Genomic DNA, 24,360 nt, shown 5'->3' with positions numbered 1-24,360 from the left:
CACACCTCGTCTACTTTCTATTATTTTGTAACCATGGATGAAATAATTTACCGAAAATCGGCATGACTACCCATGATAGCAAGGACACTATACATATAGAAACAAAAAAAGCGGACATAATAGGATTCATATGTTTTATAATAGGTCCTATCAATTTAGGAACTAACATGCTAAGAGGCCATACACCCAAAAGGGTAACGATAGACATTTTCCATTTTGGCGGTGGAACTGGCGTTTTCGGAGTAACAAACCAATAAGCCAAACTACTTTCAGTTTTGTAACTCGGATTAGTAACCTGAAATTGTTCTGCCGTTTTTAACAAATCTCGGCGAACATCTGATTCTTGCCAAGCACGTAGATGCTCATACGTATCAAAGCGAAAAATAACAGTATACTCTCTCGATTCGTTATTTGGGACTATTAGATTTACACCTAAATGCCCTGGGAATTTAGTAGCGGCAGCTTCGATTTCATGTCTCCATGTTTCAAACTGTTTTTCTTTACCTTGTTGAATTTCCCATGTAACAATCGTTGTTACTGGATCAGCAGCATCCATCGTGTTACCTGTATAAGTCTCTTCGACAGCTACTCCTTCTTGTTTCATATTTTCCTGCTTGGAAGCGCGCCGTGCACCATAGTATATGCATATTCTACTCCTTGACCATAAGCGCCAGTGTGCTCTTTTACAATTTCCATTACAGCATCATAAGTGTCTTTGTGTGCCCAGTCACGTTGGTATTCAAGTAAAACTTGAATTGCTGTCACTGGAATTGCACCAGCTTGTTCTACACGACGCATAGCAGCGCTATGTGCTGTCAAACTAGTACCACCTGAAGCATCATCAACTGCATACACCTCATAGCCAGCTTTAATTGCTTCAAGCACAGGGAATGCAAGGCAAACTTCAGTCCAAAGTGCTGCAAATATTAATTTCTTTCTACCTGTTGCTTTAACTGCTTCAACAAATTTTGGATCTTCCCAAGAGTTCATTGAACTGCGTTCTATAATTTCATGGTTTGGGAATATGTCAAGAATTTGTGGCCAAAAATAACCAGAAAAGCTGCGTGTCTCAACTGTAGTAAGAATAGTAGGTACGTTAAAAGTTTTTGCTGATTTAGCAAGCAACATAACGTTATTAATCAATGTTTGTCTATCAATACTTGCAACTCCAAAAGTCATTTGGGGTTGAAAATCAATCAAAATTAAGGCACTGTTCTCCGGATTTAACAATTCTAACCTACTCATAATAAAACGCTCCTTTTTTAATTGTTTATTGAAAATAATATATTTTCTGTCAATTAAAACACTGCTATACTTTTTAATGTAAAATTTAGTGCTGATTTAATCAGCACTAAATTTATACTATCTACTTAAAAAAAGTGATTTAAAGCTATTTCCTTGGAATACATTTATCCCGCATTAACGGGCAGTAAGACCCCCACCTCAAAATTCAGCGGAAGCAAAGAAGTTAGGTGGGGGATCAACTGCCTGTAAAAGCCCGATTGGTTCAACTAATAATCAGTGGGGGATGAACAAAACCCCCACTGATTAAAGTTTCACTTTATGCATTTTGTTTACTAAGATCTCGCTGAGCTCCCCTATAGCTTCCAATTATATTTTGATAGCCTGGAAGATTGCTAGCAAGCAAATTGCCAAAACCTTCGACATCGTTGCGCCAATCGCGTTGTAATTCGCAAGCTACGCTAAACCAATTCATAAGTTGCACACCACTATGTGCCATACGAGTATTGGCAGCATCTGCAACTTGTTTACTGAAAGTTCCTGAAGCATCCGTAACAGCAAATACTTCATATCCAGCTTTTATAGCGGAAAGTGCCGGGAAAGCAACACAAACGTCCGTAACTACGCCTGCGATGATAAGTTGTTTTTTTCCAGTTTCTTCGATTGCTTTTACAAAATCATCATTATCCCATGCGTTAATTTGTCCAGGTCGAGCTATTTTTGGTGCATGAGGAAAGAGATCAACCAATTCTTGCATTAAAGGTCCATTAGGCCCGTTTTCGAAACTTGTTGTTAAAATAACTGGTAAATCAAAAAACTTAGCAGTATGAGCAAGAGCTAAAACATTGTTCTTGAATTCATCAACACCATAGTCACGTACTAGTCCGGACATAAGACCAGTTTGATGATCTACTAAAAGCACAACAGCATCATCTTTGTTAATACGAGAATAGAGATCAGTCATTATGTATTCCTCCTAAAAATTAAGTAATCGAAGAAAGTTTAAATAGTCGGATACTATCATAAGTTTCTTCGTTTATAACTAAGCTGACCAATAATATTGGTTATAGCAGCATTCACAGAACATGAAGTGCTATACAATTTTATAGTATTTGAAAACTGATTCGTTAATCAATTCTAAATTATCTATAATTCGTATAGGTCGTAACTATAGTTGTTTTCACTATAAAATAGATTGGTTTTACCTATACATCCTATAGATAGAACAATATTGATAGTCACCTATTTTTGTTATTACAATTGAATAGGAGTAATGTTCAGTAATTATTTTTTGATGAAAAAGGTATTAGAGGGGGGATTGTTCCAAAAGGAGAAAATGAATGCATTGGAACAATAGAGTTTCATACTTAGAGTTCACAACATAAACGTGCATGAATAGGTTATGACATTCATCCGGATTATTGAAGAAAAGGATACATATTAGAATATTTTTTGGAGGTAGAAGCATGGCTAAAATTACTGTAGGAACCGAAAATCAAGAACCAATTGAGATATATTATGAGGATTATGGCACAGGAAAACCAGTTGTACTAATTCATGGTTGGCCGTTAAGTGGTCGATCTTGGGAATACCAAGTTCCCGCTCTTGTTGAGGCTGGATACAGAGTTATAACATATGATCGTCGAGGATTTGGAAAATCATCTCAGCCGTGGGAAGGGTATGAATATGATACCTTTACTTCTGATTTACATCAACTATTAGAACATTTAGAGCTTCAAAATGTCACACTTGTTGGTTTTTCTATGGGTGGAGGCGAAGTAGCCCGGTATATTAGTACGTATGGAACAGACCGTATTGAAAAGGCTGTTTTTGCTGGAGCAGTACCTCCATATTTATACAAATCAGAGGATCATCCTGAAGGGGCATTAGATGATGCAACAATTGAAGCGTTCAAAAGTGGTGTGATTAATGACCGCCTTGCATTTCTTGATGAATTTACTAAGGGATTTTTCGCAGCTGGTAATCGAACAGATTTAGTTAGTGAGCCATTCCGTTTATATAATTGGGATATTGCAGCCAGTGCATCACCTAAAGGAACACTTGATTGTATTACCGCCTTTAGTAAGACAGATTTTAGAAAAGACTTGGAGAAGTTTAATATACCTACTCTTATTATTCACGGTGATTCTGATGCAACTGTACCATATGAATATAGTGGGAAATTAACACATGAAGCAATTCCTAATTCTAAAGTAACGTTAATAAAGGGTGGTCCACATGGGCTAAATGCAACGCATGCCAAAGAATTTAATGAAGCACTCCTATCATTTTTAAAGGACTAATTACAACTATATAATTGTTAATTAATAAATTATAAACAAGTTAAAATAAAGCTTTATAAAAGATGCTCTTGGATAAATCCAGGAGCATCTTTTTAATGGTGATATTGAGATGTTAGGTTGATAAATCTCCATTAATTTTGGATTGAATACTCTTCTTAACAGCTAAAATATATTGATTAGAGTTTTTTAGATTTCTTAGAAGTATTGTTATATTACTATCAAGATAATATTTTGAATAATTCTCAAAACAAAGAAATATACATTTTTTGAGGAAGAAATATCTTGTCAGAAAACAATGAAATCTTATTAATTTTTATAATTGGTAGAATTTTTGTGGAAATAATTCTCTTAATATATTAAAATAACATCGTATTATGTCAGATTTTAATTAGGGGAGAGAAATTTTATGTTGAAAAAAATCATTCCAGTTGCTTTAGCATTAAGTACAGTTACTTTTACTAGTGTATTTGCTATGCCTTCAGCCCAAGCAAGTACAGAATCAAACCGCTACATAGATGTACAAATGCTCGGTATTAACGATTTTCATGGGCAACTAGACACTGTAAAAAAAATTAACAATAAAGATGCAGGGGGAATTGAGTACTTAGGGGCTTATTTACGTGATCGTGAAAAACAAAATCCGAATACATTAAAGGTACATGCTGGAGATGTTGTTGGAGCAAGTACTCCTGTTTCAGCATTATTACAAGACGAACCTACGATTGAATTTCTAAATGATTTGAAATTCGATGTTGGAACGATAGGGAATCATGAATTTGATGAAGGTGTTGAAGAAATGAACCGCCTTATTTATGGTGGATACCATGAGAAAACAGGGAATTTTAAAGGAGCAAAATTCCCATATGTTGCTGCAAATCTCTATAATAAATCCACCGGTCGTTTATTTTTACCACCATTCACTATAAAAAAGGTACAAGGAGTTCCTGTTGGATTTATCGGAGTCGTAACAACGGATGTTCCTAACCTTGTTATGCCTACTATGCTAAAGAATGTAGAAATTACAGATGAAGTTGAAGCTATTAACAAATCCGTAAAGCAATTAAAAAAACTAGGCGTTAAATCTATCGTTGTTCTTGCACATAACGGAGGTATAACAGATGGGAACGGCGTAACAAATGGTGATATCGTCCGATTAGCAAATGAGACTGATCCAGAAGTCGATGTTATTTTTGGTGGCCATAGCCACACTTATGTAAATGGAACTGTTAATAATAAACTTGTCGTACAAGCAAATTCATATGGTATGGCTTTTGCTGATGTTGATGTAAAGATTGATCGTAAAACACAAGATATTGTTGAGAAAAAAGCAGAAATTGTTACAACTTATCATGAAGGCATAGAGCCTGATAAAAAAATAAAGAAGAAGATGGAGAAATATCAAGCAAAAATCGCACCTCTTGTTAATGAAGTTGTAGGTAAGTCTATTGCGCCACTAGATCGCAAACTCAATACGGCTGGTGAATCTACTCTTGGAAATTTAGTTGCTGATGCCCAGCGTACAACAATGCAATCCCAAATTGCACTTATGAATCCTGGTGGTATTCGTAATGACTTAGATGCTGGTGATATTACATGGGGAGAGATATATGGTATTCAACCATTCGGAAATCAATTAATAAAAGTAAATTTAACAGGTCAAGACATTCGTGATATTTTAAATCAACAATGGCAAAAAGACATAACAAGAATGCTTCAAATTTCAGGAATCCAATACACTTGGGATGCGAACAAGCCCAATGGAGAAAAAGTAACAAGTATTCGCTTAACGAATGGAGAAGAAATTATTCCTTCTAAAACTTACAGCGTCGTTGCTAACGCATTTCTAGCTTCAGGGGGAGATGGATTTGTATCTTTTAAAAACGGTAAAGATGCTGAAACAGGACCAACTGATTTTGAAGCATTAGTAGATTATATAAAAAAATCAAAAGAACCAATTCAGTCTATTATTGATGGAAGAATTCAAAAGATAAATTAGGTTTTTGTTAATCTTAAAAACAAATAGATTACCTGTGCACTATACTTTTTCGTGTGCAGGTAATCTATTTTTTGCGTTTTCGGGCACAGATGCTACTTCAACCCTAGTGTACAAGTGATTTTGAATGTAAGGAATTTGTAAGGGATAGGTAAGGAAAAAGAGATTTTCATTGTGTAGGATAAAAATATAAGGAGGCGTGAAGGGGGGATAAGTACGGCATATATATAACAATTAGTAACAAGAGTGTTTTGTGAAAATAATGAGTACAATGATTGCAAATGTATTGTTGCCTTTTCATCATTGAGAGAATGGATAGCTGTGTGGCTCGTATATGACACTGCTATCAACTATCTATACAATTTTAATAGAAGAGAGGAATTTTTTATGAAAACACGCAGTAAAATTACATGTGCAAGTCTAGCACTTTTAATAGGTGGAAGTTCCCTGTTATACATAACACCAACATCAGTTGTAAAAGCAGAATCTACGCAAAATGTATCTAGTTCGTTACAAACAAGTACGCAAAGCGATCGTACTTCCGTTAAGAAAGCAATGCGAGATGAACTGCAACTTGGATACCCAGGAATACTCGCTAAAATTTCTAAGGGGGATAAAACTTGGAGTTATAGTGCTGGGGTAGCGGATCTGAAAACTAAGAAACCAATGAAAGCAGATTTTCGCTTTCGCATTGGCAGTGTGACGAAAACGTTCATTGCAACAGTTCTACTTCAATTATCTGGAGAGAACCGTTTGAATCTAGACGACTCCATTGAAAAATGGTTACCTGGTGTTATTCAAGGAAACGGATATGATGGTAACCAGATTACGATCCGGCAAATATTGAATCATACAAGTGGTATTGCTGACTATATAAATTCAAAAGACTTTGATATTACGGATATAAAAAAATCGTATACGGCTGAAGAATTTGTAAAGATGGGGATTTCACTTCCCCCAGACTTTGCCCCAGGAAAGGGTTGGTCTTATTCAAATACAGGATATGTAATACTAGGAATCCTTATTGAAAAAGTAACAGGAAACAGCTATGCGGAAGAGGTTGAAAATCGGATTATTGAACCGCTTGATTTGTCAAATACATTTTTACCTGGTAATTCAAGCGTGATTCCAGGCACCAAGCATGCCCGTGGCTATTTGCAACTAGACGGAGCGAGTGAGCTAAAAGATGTTACTTATATTAACCCAGGTAGCTCGGATGGAGATATGATTTCTACTGCTGACGACTTAAACAAATTCTTCTCTTGCTTACTAGGTGGCAAATTACTGAAGGAACAGCAGTTAAAACAAATGCTTACTACAGTTCCTACAAATAGAGAGGGAACCGGATATGGTCTTGGAATACTTGAAATTAAGCTTCCGAACGGTGTCTCGGTATGGGGACACAGGGGGGGCGTTCCAGGGTTTTCCACTTTTGCTGGTGGAACACTTGGAGGTAAACATACACTCGCTATCAATTCGAACAGTTTAAACCTTAATAACCCAGAAGTTTTTAAAAACATTTTACTTGCTGAATTTAGCAAGTAGGAAAAACGGATAAATTTTGTCATTTGTAATTTCTATCGGAATGGATTACCGCTTGAAAGAGTTTAGAGGGATTAAGTATCTATAATTGTGTAGGAGCAGTATTTGCAAAATTAGAAATTGAACTAAATTTAACCATCAAAGATAATATTAGTGGGAAAAATTTGAGGGACATTAAGGATTTTGTGAAGAGGACTTCAAAAATGAAATAACATTGTAATAACTTTCTATTATTAATTGAAAGTTATTACCCTATAAATTCAGTCATTTATTATATAACTGAGTGCATAAAAAATGAACCAAACTCTATTAAATAACGTAAAAGCTAAAAGGTTTTCGCTTTGGGAACATCTCAAAATATTAAATTGATGGTAACTTTGTTGTAGCTCTTTAAACATACCTATATTAAAACCCAAATATCTCAGCATTAAATTGAGATATTTGGGTTTTTCTAAAGGAATCAATTTTTTAAAAAATTTTTAGAAATTTAAAGATAAAGTATTGTATACATGTAAGTATGATTAAAAATGAAAAGTTGTAAATGCTAAATTTAATTAAATATGCCTTACTCTCTTTAACATTGGCCTGAATGAATAGTTTATAGGAGATTACACTGGCTAAAGATGCGATAATTGTTCCAAGCCCTCCAATATTTACTCCTAGTAATAAAGCTTTCCAATCAGAAGTAAAGTTTGATAGAAGAATTGAAGTAGGAAAATTGCTAATCAATTGACTCAAAAATATGGAACTAAAGAAGACTGAAGTATCTCCTCTTAAATTAGCGCGAGCAAATGTCCCCAGTGCATCGGAATGGGAAATGTTTCCGATAAAAATAAAAAAACAGACAAAGGTTATTAGAAGAAAGTAATCAATCTTAAATAGTAAGTTTCTATCTAACGTAAATGCTGCTATCAGTGTGACTATTAGCGCAATGTAATAATTAATAACACCAAAAATAGATGCAATGATAGTAATAAGTATCAAAATCCAGACGGTAGCTTTTTTTTGATTTTTCACGGTAATAACAGGTAGTTCTATTTTCAAATCTGTTTTTTGAAGTTTTTGAGTAAATATAAATAACAAACTAATTCCAAGTACAGCTAAAAGCAGGATTGAACCTAAAAATGGGATGAGCTTAATTCCATAGTAAGAATATAGGTATAAATTTTGTGGGTTTCCCATAGGCATCAAGCTACTACCGATGTTTGCCGCAATTGTCTGCAGGATGATTGTATCCATCATGTTCATTTGTGTTTTTTTACTAATGACAAGTGTTATTGGTACAAAAGTGAGGAGAGCAACATCATTTGTTACAAACATGGAGCAAATAAAGCATAACAAAATTAGAATAATAGATATTGACCTGCTGTTATTGCATTTATTTAAAATCGCAACGGCAAGTTTGTCTAATATCTTTAGCTGTTCCAAGGCCTTAATGGCCACCATTAGATTAAATAAGCTAATTAACACTTCAAAGTTAATATATTCGATCTTTGGCGAATGTATTAAGCAGCTTACAATTGCTAGTATCAGTGAAATGGTAAGTACTAAATCCTTTTTTAAAAATTCGAATTTCATAAGGAGTCTTTTTTTATTTTGAACGAATACTATTTCTTTCACAATACACCACCTGTAATCTATGTTAGTAAATATACGTTTTTGGGATAACTCGATATTGCTAGAAAAGAGGATGACATAAGGTCCTAAATAAGAGTTTTGTAATGTTTCATCCCTTCAACAAAATCCTTTTTTCTTAGTGTCTTTCATGTTGTAAATATGTGCAATATAGACGAATCCAACTAGGGGGATTAATTGAGAAAACAAATGTTTTTTGTATGATACCATAAATAAATTAAATGTTTTATTTTTTAAATATTCTTATAATATTCCGTTGATTCTTGATTTCAAATACTTTATATGAACTTCTAAAAGAGAAAAAATATGCATGTTTTTATGAAGAAAATAGAGGCTTGTCAAAGGATAGATAGAACAAAATCTGCGACGTTTGGATACTGTATAAAATTCACAAAATCTCACTGTTTTTTTAGATGAAAAATCTTAAAATATTTTTTTGTTTTTATAAAAATCTGTACTTTTTCGTAACATTCTGTACTTTTAATTATAAATTAAAGACAAGCTTCTCTTAGTTAAAGATTGAAAGCGCTTTATAGATTTTTCGTGAAATTTTTACCTAGCCTATTTTGAGATTAGTAGTAAGAAAGGAGATATTTCCATGTTCTTAAGAAAATTAACAAAAAACCAGTTAATCACTATTGATTATTATGATTTAAATGTAAATCACCGGTAAACGAAACAAACATAATAGTACAACAACATTAGTGGATAAGAATATTAGTTTTGCAGAAGGGGATAGAGCATCGTGTGTATAAATGGTAAGTTTTTAGAAAATTCAGTTTTGAGGTTGCGTGTTGCGATGTTTGTTTAAACAGGCCAATTCTATTAATATAGAAAATTTTTATCCTTGTTGTATTTGAATATGAATGAGGTATTTATGCCAAGGAATATAGGTGATTTTATATAGATTATGATAGATAAATTTTTGGTATGGAGTGATAATATGGAAAGATTTTTTGTAGAGTTAGTCGGATCAACAAATGATTTTTTATGGTCTAAATTGTTAATTATTATGCTTGTTATTTGCGGAATTTATTTTACATTTAAATTGAATTTTGTACAGTTTCGAATGTTAAAAGAAATGGTCCGTGTATTAATGGAGGGGAAAAGTGGTTCTAAAGATCAAATCTCTCCTTTTCAAGCGTTTTGTATTGGTATGGCAGCCCGCGTTGGAACAGGGAATATCACAGGAATTGCGATTGCAATTGCATTAGGTGGTCCTGGAGCTGTATTTTGGATGTGGATTATTTCTATTATTAGCTCGGCCTCCAGTTTTGTCGAAAGCACATTAGCACAGATATATAAAGTAAAAGATAAAACTGGTTTCCGCGGTGGTCCATCCTATTATATGGAAAAAGGGTTGAATAAACGTTGGATGGGAGTATTATTCTCTATTTTAATCACAATTACTTTTGGTCTTGTATTCAATTCAGTACAATCAAATACAGTTACAATTGCTTTTCAAAACTCATTTGGTACAGATCGTCTAACAGTTGGGATAATCATGGCCATTGCTTTCGCTGCGATTATTTTTGGTGGTGTACAACGTATTGCAAAAATGGCTGAATACAAGGTGGTATTTTTAGCAGTATTATACATTGGAGTTGCATTATTTGTTGTAGTTACCAACATATCAAAAATGCCGGAAGTTCTTTCTCTTATTGTTCAAAACGCATTTGGTTTTAAACAAATAGCAGGCGGTTCAATTGGTGCAGCACTTATGAATGGAGTTAAACGCGGTTTATTCTCAAATGAAGCTGGTATGGGAAGTGCACCAAACGTTGCCGCAACAGCAACAACAAGTCATCCGGTGAAACAAGGACTGATTCAAGCATTTGGTGTATTAACGGATACACTGATCATTTGTACTAGCACTGCCTTTATTATTTTGCTGTCTGATGCATATAAACAACCGGGGTTAAATGGTATTGCACTTACACAAGCAGCATTAAGTGAACACATAGGTCCTTGGGCATCGGGTTGTCTTGCTATCTTTGTTTTTTTATTTGGATTTGGTGCGTTAATTGGCAACTATTATTATGGTGAAACAAATATTCGCTTCTTACATACAAGTAAAGTGTGGTTAATGATATACAGAATAAGTGTGTTGGCTATGATTGTATTTGGTTCTGTTGCAAAGATTCAAATTGTATGGGATTTAGCGGACTTATTTATGGGCTTTATGGTTATTATTAATTTAATTGCTATTACCTTACTTTCAAAAGTAGCATTTGCGGCGTTACAAGATTATATAAACCAGAAAAAAGCTGGTAAAGATCCTGTTTTTTATAAAGAAAACATTAAAGGGCTTGAAAATATTGAATGTTGGGATAGTTATGAGAAAACTTCAAAAAAGAAAAGTGTGTAATAAGAAGGATATTCAGACTGCAATATGTCTGAATATTTTTCTTGGTTCTAGTGCAAATATTATTGATTATAGTAAAGAAAAAATCATTCTATATAAAGTTAATAGTACGGGGGAATATGATTAAATGATAAAGGATTCTAGCGTTCAAGTTGAGGGTCAAGAAAAAGTTTGCTTAGATCAATGGGTAGCTCATTATCGAGCGTATGCAGCTAAGGGACGAAGCGCCAGTTATATTCCCGCTCTGGGGGAAATAAATGTATCGCAGTTAGGTATTTGTATAGTAAAGCCAGATGGAACAATGATAAAATCAGGAGATTGGGAGATACCTTTCACATTACAAAGTATATCAAAAGTAATCGGTTTTATAGCCGCTTGTTTAAGTCGCGGTATTTCTTATGTATTAGAACGAGTTGACGTAGAGCCAACTGGAGATGCCTTTAATTCAATTATTCGTTTAGAGATACATAAACCAGGAAAACCTTTTAATCCTATGATCAATGCTGGAGCGATTACGATAGCTTCACTTTTGCCAGGGACATCGGTGCAAGAAAAATTAGAATCTCTATACGTATTAATTGAAAAAATGATAGAGAAGCGTCCCGCTATTAATGAAATAGTATTTCAATCAGAATGGGAAACGGCTCATCGTAATAGAGCATTAGCATACTATTTAAAGGAGAATGGTTTTCTAGAATCAGATGTGGAGGAGACACTAGAGGTTTACTTAAAACAATGTTCGATTGAAATAAATACAGAAGATATTGCCTTAATAGGGCTTATACTAGCACATGATGGATATCATCCTATTCGCAAAGAACAAGTGCTCCCTAAAGAAGTAGCTAGGTTAACAAAAGCTTTAATGCTAACTTGTGGAATGTACAATGCTTCTGGAAAATTTGCTGCTTTCATTGGATTACCAGCTAAGAGTGGGGTATCCGGCGGAATTATGACACTTGTTCCCTCAAAATCTAGGAAGGATTTATCGTTCCAAGATGGATGTGGTATTGGTATTTACGGACCAGCCATTGATGAATATGGGAATAGTTTACCAGGAATTATGTTGTTAGAACATATTGCAAAAGAATGGGATTTAAGTATATTTTAAAAAGGAGCACAGATATTTTGGTGTTAGAGCGAGTCCAAAAGTGTTCAGACCTTATATTGTGTCTGAACATTTTTGAGTTATAAAGTATCTTTCTAAAGTAGAAGGGTGTAATGAATACTCACAATCTATAATGCTTTCGTTTATATCTTATTTATCAGTTTTTGAAAAAAATAGAGTAAGTATTGTATTAATGCAAATAGGTTTGTATACTGACTGTTAGGCGAAAGTGAGAAGTGATTATTTTGAATCTTAGTAATTTAGTAAAAAAAGACATCTATATTCTCGTTTTAATGATACTTACAGTACCCTTAGTAGGTGAAATAAAGTCATTTCCTTTAAATGAAACATTTAGAATGAGCTTTGGCGCACCAACATTTTTCTTTTTTTTGTTATTGTTTCGACGAATTCCAGCATTTTTACCGGGTTTTTTAACAGCGATAGTCGTTGTAGTATTTCGTATCTCAATGGATGTCATTATAAAGGGAAATATGGATTGGCTAGCCGCTTTTCATACTCACTATCCTAGTTTTTTCTTTTATTTTACTTATTCGTATCTCTTTCATTTAGCAAAAATCAAACGTTTTTATCATCAACCACTAATGATTGGTTTTATTGGTTGCATGATTGAAATACTGTCAGACTGTGTGGAATTAATGATTCAATATTTCGTATTAAAAACATCGATCACATCCGAGGCAATAAATGAGATTATTGTTATCGCATGTTCCCATAGTTTTATAGTTATAAGCTTTTTCAATATGATGAAATTGTATGAAGCGCAATCAAGGGAGAGACATATAAAGAAGCAAAATGAACACATGCTCATGCTTATCTCTAATTTATATGAAGATGCTGTTCATTTAAAGAAAACATTACAAGATGCTGAGAATATAACAAAAAAATCCTATGATTTATATAAAACCTTAGACTCTTTTGAGCACAAACAGATGGATTTTCAGTTTGGGGATTTAAGGCAACAGGCATTACAAATTGCTGGTGAGGTCCATGACGTTAAAAAGGATAACCAACGTATTTTTGCGGGACTTTCAAAACTAATTTCTGATGAAAGTTTTACAGATTATATGTCTGTACATGAACTAGTAAATATCATTATACGGGCAAATACGAAATATGCACGGTTGCTAGAGAAAGACATCCAATTTGTGTATAAAATTGATGGTGTGCATTCTCATTATCATATTTACACAATCTTATCTATTATAAATAATATCGTTACAAACGCTGTAGAAGCTATCCAAGGTATGGGAACCATCACAATTGACATTAATAAAGACCACCATTTTGTTGAATTTCAAATAGGCGATAATGGTCCTGGTATTTCTTCAAAATATAAAGATTCAATTTTTGAGCCTGGGTTTACTTCTAAATATGATGATTTAGGCAACCCATCGACAGGTATCGGATTATCGTATGTTAAAGAAATGGTCGAACAACTTGAAGGTGATGTTACGCTTGAGGACAGAACCGAAGGAAAAGGATCAATTTTTATAATTAGATTAGGGATTGATCATATAATTTCGAAAGGGTGATTCTATGTATTTTTATATAGTAGATGATGAAAAAGCGGTTCGCTCAATGTTGGCTCAAATTATCGAGGATGAAGATCTTGGGGAGGTTATAGGAGAAGCTGAGGATGGTTTATCTTTAGAGCAACAAATGCTAATCCTTAAAAATATAGACATTTTATTTATCGATTTGTTAATGCCGATTCAAGATGGAATAAAAACAATCCGTCAAATAAAACCTTCGTTTAAAGGGAAAATCATCATGGTCTCTCAAGTAGAATCAAAAGAATTAATTGCTGAAGCTTATTCGCTTGGTGTTGAATACTATATTATTAAGCCAATTAACCGGATTGAAGTATTAACAGTTGTTCGGAAAGTCATTGAACGAATTCGTTTGGAAAAATCGATAAAAAACATTCAAGAATCGCTTAATATGGTACTAAAATTAGATAGTAATTCAAGTACGCAAGAAAAATACCGTAATGAAAAACATTTAAATACTTTTAATCATTTTCAAAATTCCATTCATTTTCTTTTGTCTGAATTAGGAATAGCCAGTGAAAGTGGAAGTAAAGATTTGATGGATATGCTAGATTATTTATATAAATATGAACAAGATAACACGTTGGAACAAGGCTTTCCCTCACTAAAAGAGATTTTTATGAATTTGGCTCAAAAAAAACTTGGGGATTCAGCTGAAGATGCCGAATTAAAAAGGTTCATAGAAGCTTCCAAACAACGGATTCGGAGAGCAATTTATCAATCATTAAACCATTTAGCATCCCTTGGACTTACTGATTTTTTAAACCCGAAGTTCGAAAATTATGCTTCTAGATTTTTTGATTTTACTACCGTAAGGAGAAAGATGACAGAATTGAATAATGAACCAACATTACCTGCTCGTATTGATACGAAAAAATTTATTCAAGTTCTTTATTTTGAAGCAAAACGAATACACTTGGAGTTAAGATGATAAACTCTTGTTAAGTATTATTTTCAATTGATAGATTGATAATAGTTTTTCTTTTTATTCTCCTTTATTTCATATTAGTTTTAAAATCAGAAAATTCCGTATCGATTTGGTAGAAGTGCATGAACTTAGAACAAAAGAATATGTATTTTTTATTTTTTTAAACATTAATATTCATTAAAAAAACGAGTATTTCCAAAATAAAATATAACTACATAGTAAGTTGAATTTAAAAAAAGATGCTATCTTCTAGCATCTTTTTTTCTTTAAGAGGAAATATCATTGATCCTTATATTATTTGAAATTCAAATGCGGGCATATAAATAAGGGAAAAGGAGATAATATTTAACAAATTATAATTGGAAATGGTATTTTAGGTCAGAAATGTTTTTATACTAATTAGGTTATTTGTACTAAATAAGCATAATGTCTCGCTTTTCTGCTCTTTAATCTTATCGTTATTTTTTATTAAGTACATATCGTTTTTTAGAAATCTCAATCCTAGCAGAGTATATAAATTGGGTGATAAAAATGTGGAACATAATTACTTCTTATCTTCCAGATTGGAAAGTCTTTGTACAAGCTTTTATCTTGTTTTTAATTCCGTATACTATCTCAAGATTTTTTCATTGGGTTCGTATGTCAGAGAAAGAGTGGGAAGAATGAGTTGGTGGAAGTCAAGAGACAAACAAGTGAAAAAAAATAATATTCAAAGTAAAACGAAACAAGAGCATAAACCATCTCAAAATGCAAACGTTCATTTCACAAATGATTTTGCCTCTAACTTAGAACTTATAAAGCAACAAATCGGGCATAATTCTGATGTTCGCTTTCGGAAGTTTAATATTGGACGCACAGATATTCAAGCTGGGATCGTTTTTATTGATGGTCTATCAGATAAAGAGATAATTGACAAACATATTATGAAATTACTAATGGATGATTTTTCTGATGAATATAAAAATGAATCTTCTTATGTGGAGGGGACTGTTTCAAAAGAATATATTAAAAATAAAGTTCTTACAATTAGTGAAGTAGCAGAAGTCCATTACATAAAAGATTTAATACCCAAAGTATTGATAGGTTCAACAGCTCTTTTAATTGATGGTTTAGCAGATGTGTTTATTCTTGGTACAACAAAAGCAAATAAACGAAATATTGAAGAACCAGTATCGGAGGCATTAGTCAGAGGGCCACGGGTCGGTTTTACTGAAGTATTGAGTGATAATACCTCACTTTTGCGACGACACTGTGCGGATGAGAACTTATCATTAGTAAAGCTACCAGTAGGAGAACGTGCAAAGAAAGAGTTAGTTGTCGCATTTATTAAAGATCTTGCTAGTACAGAATTGGTGGATGAAATAAAAAACAGAATTCAGAAAATTGACATAGACAGTGTACTCGAATCTGGTTATATAGAGCAACTTATTGAAGATAATTATCTCAGTCCTTTTCCGCAGATTCAAAATACAGAACGACCTGATCGTGTTATTAGTGCTTTAATGGAAGGTCGAGTAGCTATTTTGTTAGATGGAACACCATTTGTTTTAATTGCTCCAGTTACATTTAGTATGCTGCTGCAATCACCAGAAGATTATTATGAAAGGTGGCTTCCTGGTACGCTTCTCCGCTTATTACGCTTCATGACAGCTTTTGTTTCATTATTTGCCCCAGCACTATATATTTCTTTTATTTCATTTCATCCAGGATTAATTCCCACTAAGCTCGCTATTTCTATTATCGGATCGCGAGAAGGAGTTCCTTTTCCCGCTTTAATAGAAGCGTTAATTATGGAAGTAGCTATCGAAGTTTTGCGAGAAGCAGGTTTACGTCTGCCTAAACCGATTGGGCCTGCAATGGGAATTGTGGGTGGTTTAATAATTGGTCAGGCTGCCGTAGAAGCAGGAATTGTTAGTCCAATAATGGTTATCGTTGTTGCGGTAACAGCTATTTCTTCTTTTACTATTCCGCAATATAGTGTGGGAATTACGTTACGCATTCTTCGTTTTATAGCTATGTTTTGTGCTGCGATATTTGGCTTGTATGGAGTTATTCTCTTCTTTCTTTTACTTTGCAGTCATTTAGTGAAACTGAAAAGTTTTGGCGTTCCTTATACCAGTCCTGCTGTTCCATATCGATTTAGTGACTGGAAAGATTTTATGGTTCGCATGCCATTAAAAATAATGAGACGTCGACCAAAAATAATGCATACCAAAAAAAATATCCGCAAAAGGTAGCTGATGACGAAAGGAAGTGGCCTTCAGTGATTACTAAACTTAAAGACCGAATAACAACTTCGCAAGCAGTTGTTATTATTGTAAATTACATACTTGGGACAGGAATCCTCACTTTGCCCAGAGCATCTGTGGAAAAAGTGAAAACACCAGATGTATGGCTAAGTGTGATATTAGGTGGAATACTGGCAATGGTTTCAGGAGTAATTATGGTCAAATTAAGTCAGCAGTTTCCAGAAAAAACATTTTACCAATACAGTCAAGATATTGTAGGGAAATGGATAGGCAGGTTGCTTAGCTTTCTTATTATAGGGTATTTTCTTACAACTTCAGCATTTCAAATTCGTTCAATGGCAGAAGTAATAAGCTTTTTTTTGCTCGAAGGAACCCCCACATGGGCTATTGTTATGCCTTTTATGTGGATAGGTCTCTATTTGATTATGAGTGGTATTAATTCAATTGCACGGATGTTTGAAATAATATTTCCTATTACTGTTTTTATTTTTTTAATCATTTCCTTTATGAGCATCGGAATATTCGAGATAGATAATCTCCGTCCCGTATTGGGTTTGGGGATTAAACCAGTGTTAGATGGGATAAAAACAACGTCTCTCGCATATACAGGTCCTGAAATTATGTTAATTCTTTTGGTATTTATGGAACAACGAAATAAAGCAGTAAAAGCTATTTTAGTTGGAATTTCTATTCCGTTAATCTTTTATGTAATAACTGTTGTAATGGTCATTGGTGCATTATCAATTGATGGGGTTGTAACAAGAACATGGCCGACAATTGATCTTATGCGCAGTTTTGAAATTTCTGGATTGATATTTGAACGTTTTGAATCTTTATTGCTTGTAATATGGATTATGCAAATATTTGCTACCTATACGATTAGTTATTATGCAGCTGCATTAGGATTAGCACAACTCTTTAAAAAGGGAATTCATCCGTTTATTTTTGCTTTGATTCCAATCATTTACATCATTGCTATGACTTCGAAAAATATAAATGACTTGCTTAAATTGGGGGATATGCTCGGTAATGCTGCTTTATTTTTATTTGGTTTACTGCCACTGCTTCTTCTTATTATTACGCGATTAAAAGGAGGAGTAGTGTGAAAAATAAATTTAATTATATGCGGTTCTATTTGGCTTTGTTATGGACGCTTTTGCTTCTATTTTTAACAGGATGTTGGAGCAGTAAAGAAGTAGAAGAGTTGAGTTTAACTGCAGGTATAGCACTAGATAAAGGGAAGGATTCAACAATTGAGAAAGAGGATGAGGAAGGAGGTTATCCTAAAAGAAATCTTATAACAGCTACTTATCAAATTGTTAGTTCGCAAGCACAAAGTAAAGGAAATGGACAACAAAAACGTTATATAAATGTTTCTGAGACCGGTGATTCCATTCATCAAATTGTTCGTGAGTTTTCATTGAAAAGAGAGAGCACAATGTTCAGCCCACATTTAAAAAACATTGTTATTAGTGATAGTCTTGTACGTACATTCAGTTTAGAACAATTACTTGAACAGTATCTCCGTGACAATGAAGTTCGGCTTAGCTGTATGCTCTTAATTAGCAAGGGTCTAGCGAAGGAGGTACTGGAATCAAACAAAAAAGGAGAAATCCCAGCATTTCGTTTGTCTGGAATTGCAGATAATAGAAATAGAACAACAAGGATTTTACCTCCTGTATCGCTCGCTAAATTGGAAGGAAAGATGCGGTCAGGGTCCAGTTTTCTTTTGCAAAATGTAATCTCGATAAAAGGGGAAACAAAATTTGCAGGAGCTGCTGTAATTAAAGGGAAGACAAAAAAGTTGATGGGCTTTTTAAATGAACAGGAATTGGAAGGAGTAGTATGGATAAATGGAAAAAGGAATGGTGGTGTGGTAAAAACTTTTGATAAAGAATCAAAGAAACTCATTATATACGAAATAAATTCAATAAAAAGCCAAATCATACCACATGTTAATGGAAATAATATTTCCTTTGATGTAAACATTGAATCAGAAGGACGTTTGTCTGAAAATTGGATGCAATCAGGAAAAAAATTTAAAAATAAATTTTTAAAAAGGGAAGAAAAAGTTATTGAAAAAGAAGTAAAGCACTTAGTACATCATGTTACAAAAAAAATACAAAAAGAATATCAAGTCGATATTGCGGGTTTTGGCAACCAATTAAGAATTAAACACCCGAGAACATGGGAGAAAGTTAAAAAAGATTGGGATCAAACATTTAGTAAAGTACCGATTAAATATCATATAAATGTAACTATACAAGATTATGGAGCGTCAAGTTTAAAACGATGAGATACTTTAATTGAAATTATATTTACATCAAAACAAAAAGTTATAAAAGTTTTAATTTGAAAATTTTTGTAACTTTTTGTTTTTTTATGTCCTTCTTATTATAGATTAAAGAAATGATTTTATCCCGCTATTTGCTGGGCAGTAAGACCCACACCTCAAAATTCAGCGAAAGCAAAGAAGTTATTAGAGGTATATGTAAGCTCTATATAGGAAGGAGAATTTTGAAATTCTATTGATAAACCAAGTAATTGTAATAGCCCTTATTTAGAATAATAATTTCAAAATCAATAAAATTTAGAGTAGAAGGAGTAAGAGCAAATTATTATGAATAAACAAATAGGATTCATCGGATGTGGAAACATGGGTATTGCTATGATAGGTGGGATGATTAAAAAAAATATAGTTTCTCCAGATCAAATAATTTGTTCAGATTTAAATGTCATTAATTTAAAAAATGCTAGTAATGAATATGGCATAACTATAACTACTAACAACAATGAAGTCGCTAACAGCGCTGACATTTTAATTTTATCAATCAAACCAGATTTATACTCATCGGTAATTAACCAAATAAAAGATCAAATAAAAAATGATGTAATCGTTGTAACTATTGCTGCAGGGAAAAGTATTAAGAGCACTGAGAATGAATTTGGTAGAAAGTTAAAAGTTGTTAGAGTAATGCCTAATACACCGGCACTTGTTGGAGAAGGAATGTCTGCGTTATGTTTTAATGAAATGGTTACAGAAAAAGATATAAAAGAGGTACTGAACATATTTAATATTTTCGGCCAGACGGAGGTCATAAATGAAAAACTAATGGATGTTGTTACATCTATTAGTGGTTCTTCTCCAGCATATGTGTATATGTTTATAGAAGCCATGGCAGATGCTGCTGTACTTGGCGGTATGCCGAGAAAACAAGCTTATAAATTTGCGGCTCAGGCTGTATTAGGTTCTGCAAAAATGGTATTGGAAACAGGAATACATCCAGGTGAATTGAAGGATATGGTTTGTTCTCCAGGTGGAACGACGATAGAGGCTGTAGTAACGCTAGAAGAAAAAGGTTTAAGAACAGCTATCATTTCAGCTATGAAACGTTGTACGCAAAAATCTATGGAAATGTCTAGTTTAACTAGTAAGTGAGAAGCGAATTTATATAATATTTTAAATCTATTTAATGTAAAAGAAATATTATGAGGCTAGTTAATAACTAAGTAAATTTATATACAACACTAACGAGAAGAATAAACCTTATTTTAAAGGGGATACAGAAAATATGAGTAATTTACTAAAAAAGAAATCCGTTACACAATTGTTAGAGCATAATCAAAGCAAGACTTTAACGAAAACATTAGGAGCATTTGATTTAATTATGTTAGGGGTAGGCTCGATAGTTGGAACGGGTGTTCTTGTGTTAACTGGATTAGTAGCAGCAAGAAATGCTGGCCCAGCAGTTGTTTTTTCATTTATACTTGCAGCAATTATATGTGGATTTATAGCATTATGTTACGCGGAAATTGCTTCTACACTCCCGGCGTCTGGTAGTGTATATACATACTCATATGCAACAATTGGTGAGTTTGTTGCTCATCTAGTAGGTTGGTCATTGCTATTAATATATATCGTGGCAACAGCGGCTGTCGCTGCTGGATGGACAGGCTATTTCCACAATTTAATAAAGGGATTTGGATTAGAGATACCTAAAGCTCTAGTAACGATTCCTTCGCATGGTGGTATTGTGAATCTACCAGCAGTAATCATTACATTGATATTAGCATGGATGTTATCCCGTGGTACGAGGGAAAGTAAACGAATCAATAATACAATGGTATTGATTAAAATTGGAATGATTTTGTTGTTTATTACGGTTGGTATATTCTATGTAAAACCAATGAACTGGATACCAATTGCACCATACGGTTTAAGTGGAGTTTTTACGGGTGGAGCAGCTATTTTATTCGCTTTTACGGGTTTTGATATATTAGCAACTTCAGCAGAAGAAGTAAAAGATCCGAAACGTAATCTTCCGATCGGTATTATTGCATCATTAATCATATGTACAATTATTTATGTTATGGTATGTCTTGTTATGACAGGAATGGTTTCCTATAAAGAATTAAATGTTCCTGAGGCGATGGCTTATGTAATGGAAGTTGTAGGACAAGGAAAAGTCGCTGGTGCAATTGCTGCAGGTGCTGTAATTGGCCTTATGGCTGTTATTTTTTCCAATATGTATGCGGCAACACGAGTATTCTTTGCAATGAGTCGTGATGGATTATTACCGAAATCATTTGCGAAAGTTAATAAGAAAACTGGAGCACCCGCTTTTATAACTGGATTGGCAGGAATAGGGAGCTCTATAATAGCTGGGTTTATTGATTTGAAAGAATTAGTTAATTTAGTTAATATCGGTAGTTTGGTGACGTTTGCGTTAGTTTGTCTATCAGTTATTATTCTACGTAAATCACACCCAAATTTAAAACGTGGATTTATGGTACCTTTTGTACCTGTATTACCATGCGTTGCAATTGTATGCTGTTTGTTTTTAATGCTAAATTTACCGTTAAGGACATGGGTGTACTTTAGTATTTGGATTACTATTGGGGTAGTAATATATTTCCTTTATTCGATAAAACACAGTAATTTAAATGAGGAAACGATCTCGAAATTACATGATAAAATTGCGAGATAATAACGATAGAAAATTTTATTAATAATCATATTGATAGTTGAGGAACATAGAAACAGTTTTTTGACATTTAGCAAGAGATAAAATAAGAGATGCTAGGGCAGCTAAGTACTTTTTTAGAAACCTTGCTTGTTTTTTACGATTTAAAACTGCTAAGGAGAGAGAAGTATGAGTGAATTGCATTTTATGAGTATAGAAGAATTAGATAATAAATTGAAAAAATCTGACAGTGGTATTTATTTCATTAAAGATTATAGTGACAATATTATTTATGTAGGCAAGGCTTTTAGTATAAAAAGTAGAGTATTAGCTCATTTTAATAGTTATTCCAATATTGAGGAATATGTCCATTTATTTAATAAAGTAGCGTATCTCATTGAAGATAGTTTGTTAAAACGCTCATTGTTACAAGTTACTTATATGATTAAATATAAACCAGTATTAAACAAAGAAGTACAAAAAGAATTCCCAGAGTTGTATACTCAATACATTAAGCAGACAAATAAAAAATCTATGTTGTTAGAAATTGATGAAGCTAAAGAAAAAGGGGATGAGTTAAAGAATAAATTAGTAAAATTAGTGGGTGGAAAAACTATGTTTTATGACATAATTTCTCTGTTAAACAATGGATATAACTATCATGTCCTCGCAAAAGTATTGAACATAGAACTTCAAACTTTAATTATAATAAAAGAACACCGAAATAAATTCCCGATACCACATAATTATAAGAGGACAATAAAACATCAAGATATAATGTATGCTTTATCTGGAAAAAAGAATTTAAGTACTTCAAGGTTAAACACTTAACTTTAAAATAGTAAATTCGTTGCTTTTGTAGCTTTTATTGTTATATTGAAATGCAATGTACATTTGTGTTTCAAATTTAATTGGTGGAATAAGGGGAGGGAAAGGGTTCCTATAAAAATACTGGAATAAATTAGGTTACTCATGCATAAATAGCATAATTAGGTACATGTTATTTATAAATATTCAAAGATGCGAAAGTAATACAAATGAAATTCTTATTTCTGCTACTACAAGTACTATTGAGCAAATGAAGTATGAAATTGCTTTTGAACTAGGAGTCACACTGGGACCTGATACATCACATCATCTGCAAATGGTTCGGATCGGTGGAGAGATTACAAAACGCTTAGTTCGAATGGCTGAAAAACAGTTAACAGGTCAATACAGAGTACACTAAGAAAATAATCCGTATATATATGGATTATTTTTCCTTTAATTTACAAAAAAATAAATTTCGAAATTGAAAAAATCTCTCAGATTCCTTTACAATAAACTTTTTTAGTTGTATTAATGACATAGGTATCAAAAGATAATCAACCCGATACGAACGATGTATGGGCCCTTAAAAGAGTTTTGGTGTTATTTGTAATTTTAATTTCATAATACTTAAGCCGATATAATAAAATGTTTTATGTCTAAATTGATATAAAGTAATAATTATTAAGTGATATTTTTTTTTTATAGAATAAGTAAAAACTGATATTGTAGTAATTACTGTTTTGAGGTCAATTTACTGTGCACCTTAATTATTGAAGTTTTTTTGTTGATTAACAACTATTGTATTTGGAAATTAATAATAAGTTTATCCCGCTATTTGCCGGGCAGTAAGACCTTCACCTCAAAATTCAGCGGAAGCAAAGAAGTTAGGTGGGGGGCGGGCTGCCCGTAAAAGCCCGATTGGTGAGAGCTAATAATCAGTGGGGGATGAACAAAACCCCCACTGATTAAAGTTTCACTTTATGTGATGCGGTAATAAAACTATCTAGTTTGCTATTCTTAGTATTTGTAAAGTCTATATATTTTTCCTCTTTTGTGGAAAGTAAAACTATTGTTACGACCAGTAATATAGTGTCATGTTTTTGAATATTCCATTCGTTTTTTATTTTTAGTTGATGAAAAGACCTTTCTCTCAATTAAATATTTAATTGAGTACTTGAATTTCCTCCACCTTGTACTTTTCAAAGCATAGTGCTTCAAAAATAGCCGTATCGCTTTCATCTGTTTCCAATTTCACAACTTCTTTATTATCTTTTTCTAAAATTTGGAGCAAAATAGTTTTTCAGTTTCACATTTAAATTAGCAGTATTTATTTTTTGAATTCAATTTGTATAAATGATTGAATTGGAACTTTGACTGTTGTTTCTTGCGGTGGTACAGTATCTCCTGTTACTTTCGCTTTATTTTAAATCTTTTTCCAGCTTGGTCCTCGCATTGACTACCACTGTATTTTGAAGTACTTCACTGTTTTCTCAAGTTCAATAATTATATTTTGTAGAATTAAGAAAAGAACTTAGTGTATTTCCTTTACGTATCTACTCTGATATTTAGATGCTAACTACAATTAAATAATATATGATTTTTATAAAAAAGATATAGTAATATTTTGTTGTGAATTGTACTAATTTGATATTT

General features: G+C 33.0%; 19 protein-coding genes. 14 read left to right on the top strand and 5 right to left on the bottom strand.

Annotation, left to right across the window (positions count from 1 at the left end; translation table 11 throughout):
- Positions 1-10: 10 nt before the first annotated feature.
- From QO049_RS21570 to ycaC, 3 genes are all read right to left on the bottom strand, one after another.
- Positions 11-604: an antibiotic biosynthesis monooxygenase gene (locus QO049_RS21570; RefSeq protein WP_246960442.1), complete on the bottom strand. Its 594-nt coding sequence runs from the start codon at positions 602-604 to the stop codon at positions 11-13.
- A complete protein-coding gene (locus tag QO049_RS21565) occupies positions 601-1,245 on the bottom strand; it encodes a hydrolase (protein WP_246960439.1) in 645 nt (214 codons plus the stop codon). Before QO049_RS21565 ends, QO049_RS21570 begins: the two co-directional genes overlap by 4 nt.
- Before the next feature lie 316 nt (positions 1,246-1,561).
- The gene (ycaC, locus tag QO049_RS21560; protein WP_000131214.1) at positions 1,562-2,206 is read right to left on the bottom strand and encodes an isochorismate family cysteine hydrolase YcaC; all 645 of its coding nucleotides are present in this window, start codon (positions 2,204-2,206) and stop codon (positions 1,562-1,564) included.
- Positions 2,207-2,708: 502 nt separating this feature from the next.
- Between ycaC and QO049_RS21555 the strand changes: the two genes are divergently transcribed.
- The 3 genes from QO049_RS21555 (at position 2,709) to QO049_RS21545 (ending at position 7,083) form a co-directional block, all read left to right on the top strand.
- Positions 2,709-3,545 carry a bromoperoxidase gene (locus QO049_RS21555; protein WP_001074330.1) on the top strand — a complete coding sequence of 279 codons (837 nt, stop codon included), beginning with the start codon at positions 2,709-2,711 and terminating at the stop codon, positions 3,543-3,545.
- Between the two features lie 406 nt (positions 3,546-3,951).
- The gene (locus QO049_RS21550; protein ID WP_246960436.1) at positions 3,952-5,541 is read left to right on the top strand and encodes a bifunctional metallophosphatase/5'-nucleotidase; all 1,590 of its coding nucleotides are present in this window, start codon (positions 3,952-3,954) and stop codon (positions 5,539-5,541) included.
- Positions 5,542-5,925: 384 nt separating this feature from the next.
- Positions 5,926-7,083 carry a serine hydrolase domain-containing protein gene (locus QO049_RS21545; RefSeq protein WP_246960433.1) on the top strand — a complete coding sequence of 386 codons (1,158 nt, stop codon included), beginning with the start codon at positions 5,926-5,928 and terminating at the stop codon, positions 7,081-7,083.
- A 465-nt stretch (positions 7,084-7,548) separates the two neighbouring features.
- Here the strand turns inward: QO049_RS21545 and QO049_RS21535 are convergent, their stop codons facing one another.
- A complete protein-coding gene (locus tag QO049_RS21535; RefSeq protein ID WP_246960430.1) occupies positions 7,549-8,700 on the bottom strand; it encodes an anion transporter in 1,152 nt (383 codons plus the stop codon).
- Between the two features lie 958 nt (positions 8,701-9,658).
- On the opposite strand from QO049_RS21535, the gene QO049_RS21530 reads away from it, so the two are divergent.
- The 11 genes from QO049_RS21530 (at position 9,659) to QO049_RS21480 (ending at position 23,125) form a co-directional block, all read left to right on the top strand.
- Entirely contained in the window at positions 9,659-11,083 is a 1,425-nt protein-coding gene (locus QO049_RS21530; protein ID WP_000439285.1) for an alanine/glycine:cation symporter family protein, read from the top strand.
- A 124-nt stretch (positions 11,084-11,207) separates the two neighbouring features.
- Entirely contained in the window at positions 11,208-12,188 is a 981-nt protein-coding gene (gene glsA, locus QO049_RS21525) for a glutaminase GlsA (protein WP_000588648.1), read from the top strand.
- A 233-nt stretch (positions 12,189-12,421) separates the two neighbouring features.
- Complete coding sequence (locus QO049_RS21520) at positions 12,422-13,738, top strand: sensor histidine kinase (protein WP_098207882.1); 1,317 nt, start codon at positions 12,422-12,424, stop codon at positions 13,736-13,738.
- A gap of 4 nt (positions 13,739-13,742) precedes the next feature.
- Positions 13,743-14,687, top strand: coding sequence for a response regulator (locus tag QO049_RS21515; RefSeq protein ID WP_044584615.1), 945 nt, complete (start codon positions 13,743-13,745; stop codon positions 14,685-14,687).
- 659 nt (positions 14,688-15,346) lie between these two features.
- Entirely contained in the window at positions 15,347-16,921 is a 1,575-nt protein-coding gene (locus tag QO049_RS21510; protein WP_048568446.1) for a spore germination protein, read from the top strand.
- A gap of 26 nt (positions 16,922-16,947) precedes the next feature.
- On the top strand, positions 16,948-18,039 hold the full coding sequence (locus tag QO049_RS21505) for a spore germination protein (RefSeq protein ID WP_000628929.1): 1,092 nt from the start codon (positions 16,948-16,950) through the stop codon (positions 18,037-18,039).
- Positions 18,036-19,229 (top strand): Ger(x)C family spore germination protein, encoded by a 1,194-nt coding sequence (locus QO049_RS21500; RefSeq protein WP_246960427.1) that lies wholly within the window; start codon positions 18,036-18,038, stop codon positions 19,227-19,229. The genes QO049_RS21505 and QO049_RS21500 overlap by 4 nt, the downstream gene beginning before the upstream one ends.
- A 324-nt stretch (positions 19,230-19,553) precedes the next feature.
- On the top strand, positions 19,554-20,372 hold the full coding sequence (proC, locus tag QO049_RS21495; protein WP_001041290.1) for a pyrroline-5-carboxylate reductase: 819 nt from the start codon (positions 19,554-19,556) through the stop codon (positions 20,370-20,372).
- A gap of 133 nt (positions 20,373-20,505) precedes the next feature.
- Positions 20,506-21,921: an amino acid permease gene (locus tag QO049_RS21490; RefSeq protein WP_098207883.1), complete on the top strand. Its 1,416-nt coding sequence runs from the start codon at positions 20,506-20,508 to the stop codon at positions 21,919-21,921.
- A gap of 165 nt (positions 21,922-22,086) precedes the next feature.
- Positions 22,087-22,728: a GIY-YIG nuclease family protein gene (locus tag QO049_RS21485; RefSeq protein WP_098664875.1), complete on the top strand. Its 642-nt coding sequence runs from the start codon at positions 22,087-22,089 to the stop codon at positions 22,726-22,728.
- 166 nt (positions 22,729-22,894) lie between these two features.
- On the top strand, positions 22,895-23,125 hold the full coding sequence (locus tag QO049_RS21480) for an alpha/beta-type small acid-soluble spore protein (protein WP_000897397.1): 231 nt from the start codon (positions 22,895-22,897) through the stop codon (positions 23,123-23,125).
- 744 nt (positions 23,126-23,869) lie between these two features.
- Here QO049_RS21480 and QO049_RS21475 read toward each other — a convergent pair.
- A complete protein-coding gene (locus QO049_RS21475) occupies positions 23,870-23,998 on the bottom strand; it encodes a hypothetical protein (protein WP_000939299.1) in 129 nt (42 codons plus the stop codon).
- Positions 23,999-24,360: the final 362 nt, after the last annotated feature.

The organism is Bacillus sp. RB3 (assembly GCF_030164735.1).
GTDB lineage: Bacteria > Bacillota > Bacilli > Bacillales > Bacillaceae_G > Bacillus_A > Bacillus_A cereus.
This window is presented reverse-complemented; position numbering and strand designations above follow the sequence as displayed.

What these genes read in the sequence shown, in the direction of transcription:
- QO049_RS21570 (WP_246960442.1), bottom strand. Translation starts at nt 604, where the DNA reads ATGAAACAAGAAGGAGTAGCTGTCGAAGAGACTTATACAGGTAACACG.
- QO049_RS21555 (WP_001074330.1), top strand. Translation starts at nt 2,709, where the DNA reads ATGGCTAAAATTACTGTAGGAACCGAAAATCAAGAACCAATTGAGATA.
- glsA (WP_000588648.1), top strand. Translation starts at nt 11,208, where the DNA reads ATGATAAAGGATTCTAGCGTTCAAGTTGAGGGTCAAGAAAAAGTTTGC.
- QO049_RS21530 (WP_000439285.1), top strand. Translation starts at nt 9,659, where the DNA reads ATGGAAAGATTTTTTGTAGAGTTAGTCGGATCAACAAATGATTTTTTA.
- QO049_RS21490 (WP_098207883.1), top strand. Translation starts at nt 20,506, where the DNA reads ATGAGTAATTTACTAAAAAAGAAATCCGTTACACAATTGTTAGAGCAT.
- QO049_RS21480 (WP_000897397.1), top strand. Translation starts at nt 22,895, where the DNA reads ATGTTATTTATAAATATTCAAAGATGCGAAAGTAATACAAATGAAATT.
- QO049_RS21510 (WP_048568446.1), top strand. Translation starts at nt 15,347, where the DNA reads ATGAGTTGGTGGAAGTCAAGAGACAAACAAGTGAAAAAAAATAATATT.
- QO049_RS21515 (WP_044584615.1), top strand. Translation starts at nt 13,743, where the DNA reads ATGTATTTTTATATAGTAGATGATGAAAAAGCGGTTCGCTCAATGTTG.
- QO049_RS21545 (WP_246960433.1), top strand. Translation starts at nt 5,926, where the DNA reads ATGAAAACACGCAGTAAAATTACATGTGCAAGTCTAGCACTTTTAATA.
- QO049_RS21550 (WP_246960436.1), top strand. Translation starts at nt 3,952, where the DNA reads ATGTTGAAAAAAATCATTCCAGTTGCTTTAGCATTAAGTACAGTTACT.
- proC (WP_001041290.1), top strand. Translation starts at nt 19,554, where the DNA reads ATGAATAAACAAATAGGATTCATCGGATGTGGAAACATGGGTATTGCT.
- QO049_RS21485 (WP_098664875.1), top strand. Translation starts at nt 22,087, where the DNA reads ATGAGTGAATTGCATTTTATGAGTATAGAAGAATTAGATAATAAATTG.
- ycaC (WP_000131214.1), bottom strand. Translation starts at nt 2,206, where the DNA reads ATGACTGATCTCTATTCTCGTATTAACAAAGATGATGCTGTTGTGCTT.
- QO049_RS21565 (WP_246960439.1), bottom strand. Translation starts at nt 1,245, where the DNA reads ATGAGTAGGTTAGAATTGTTAAATCCGGAGAACAGTGCCTTAATTTTG.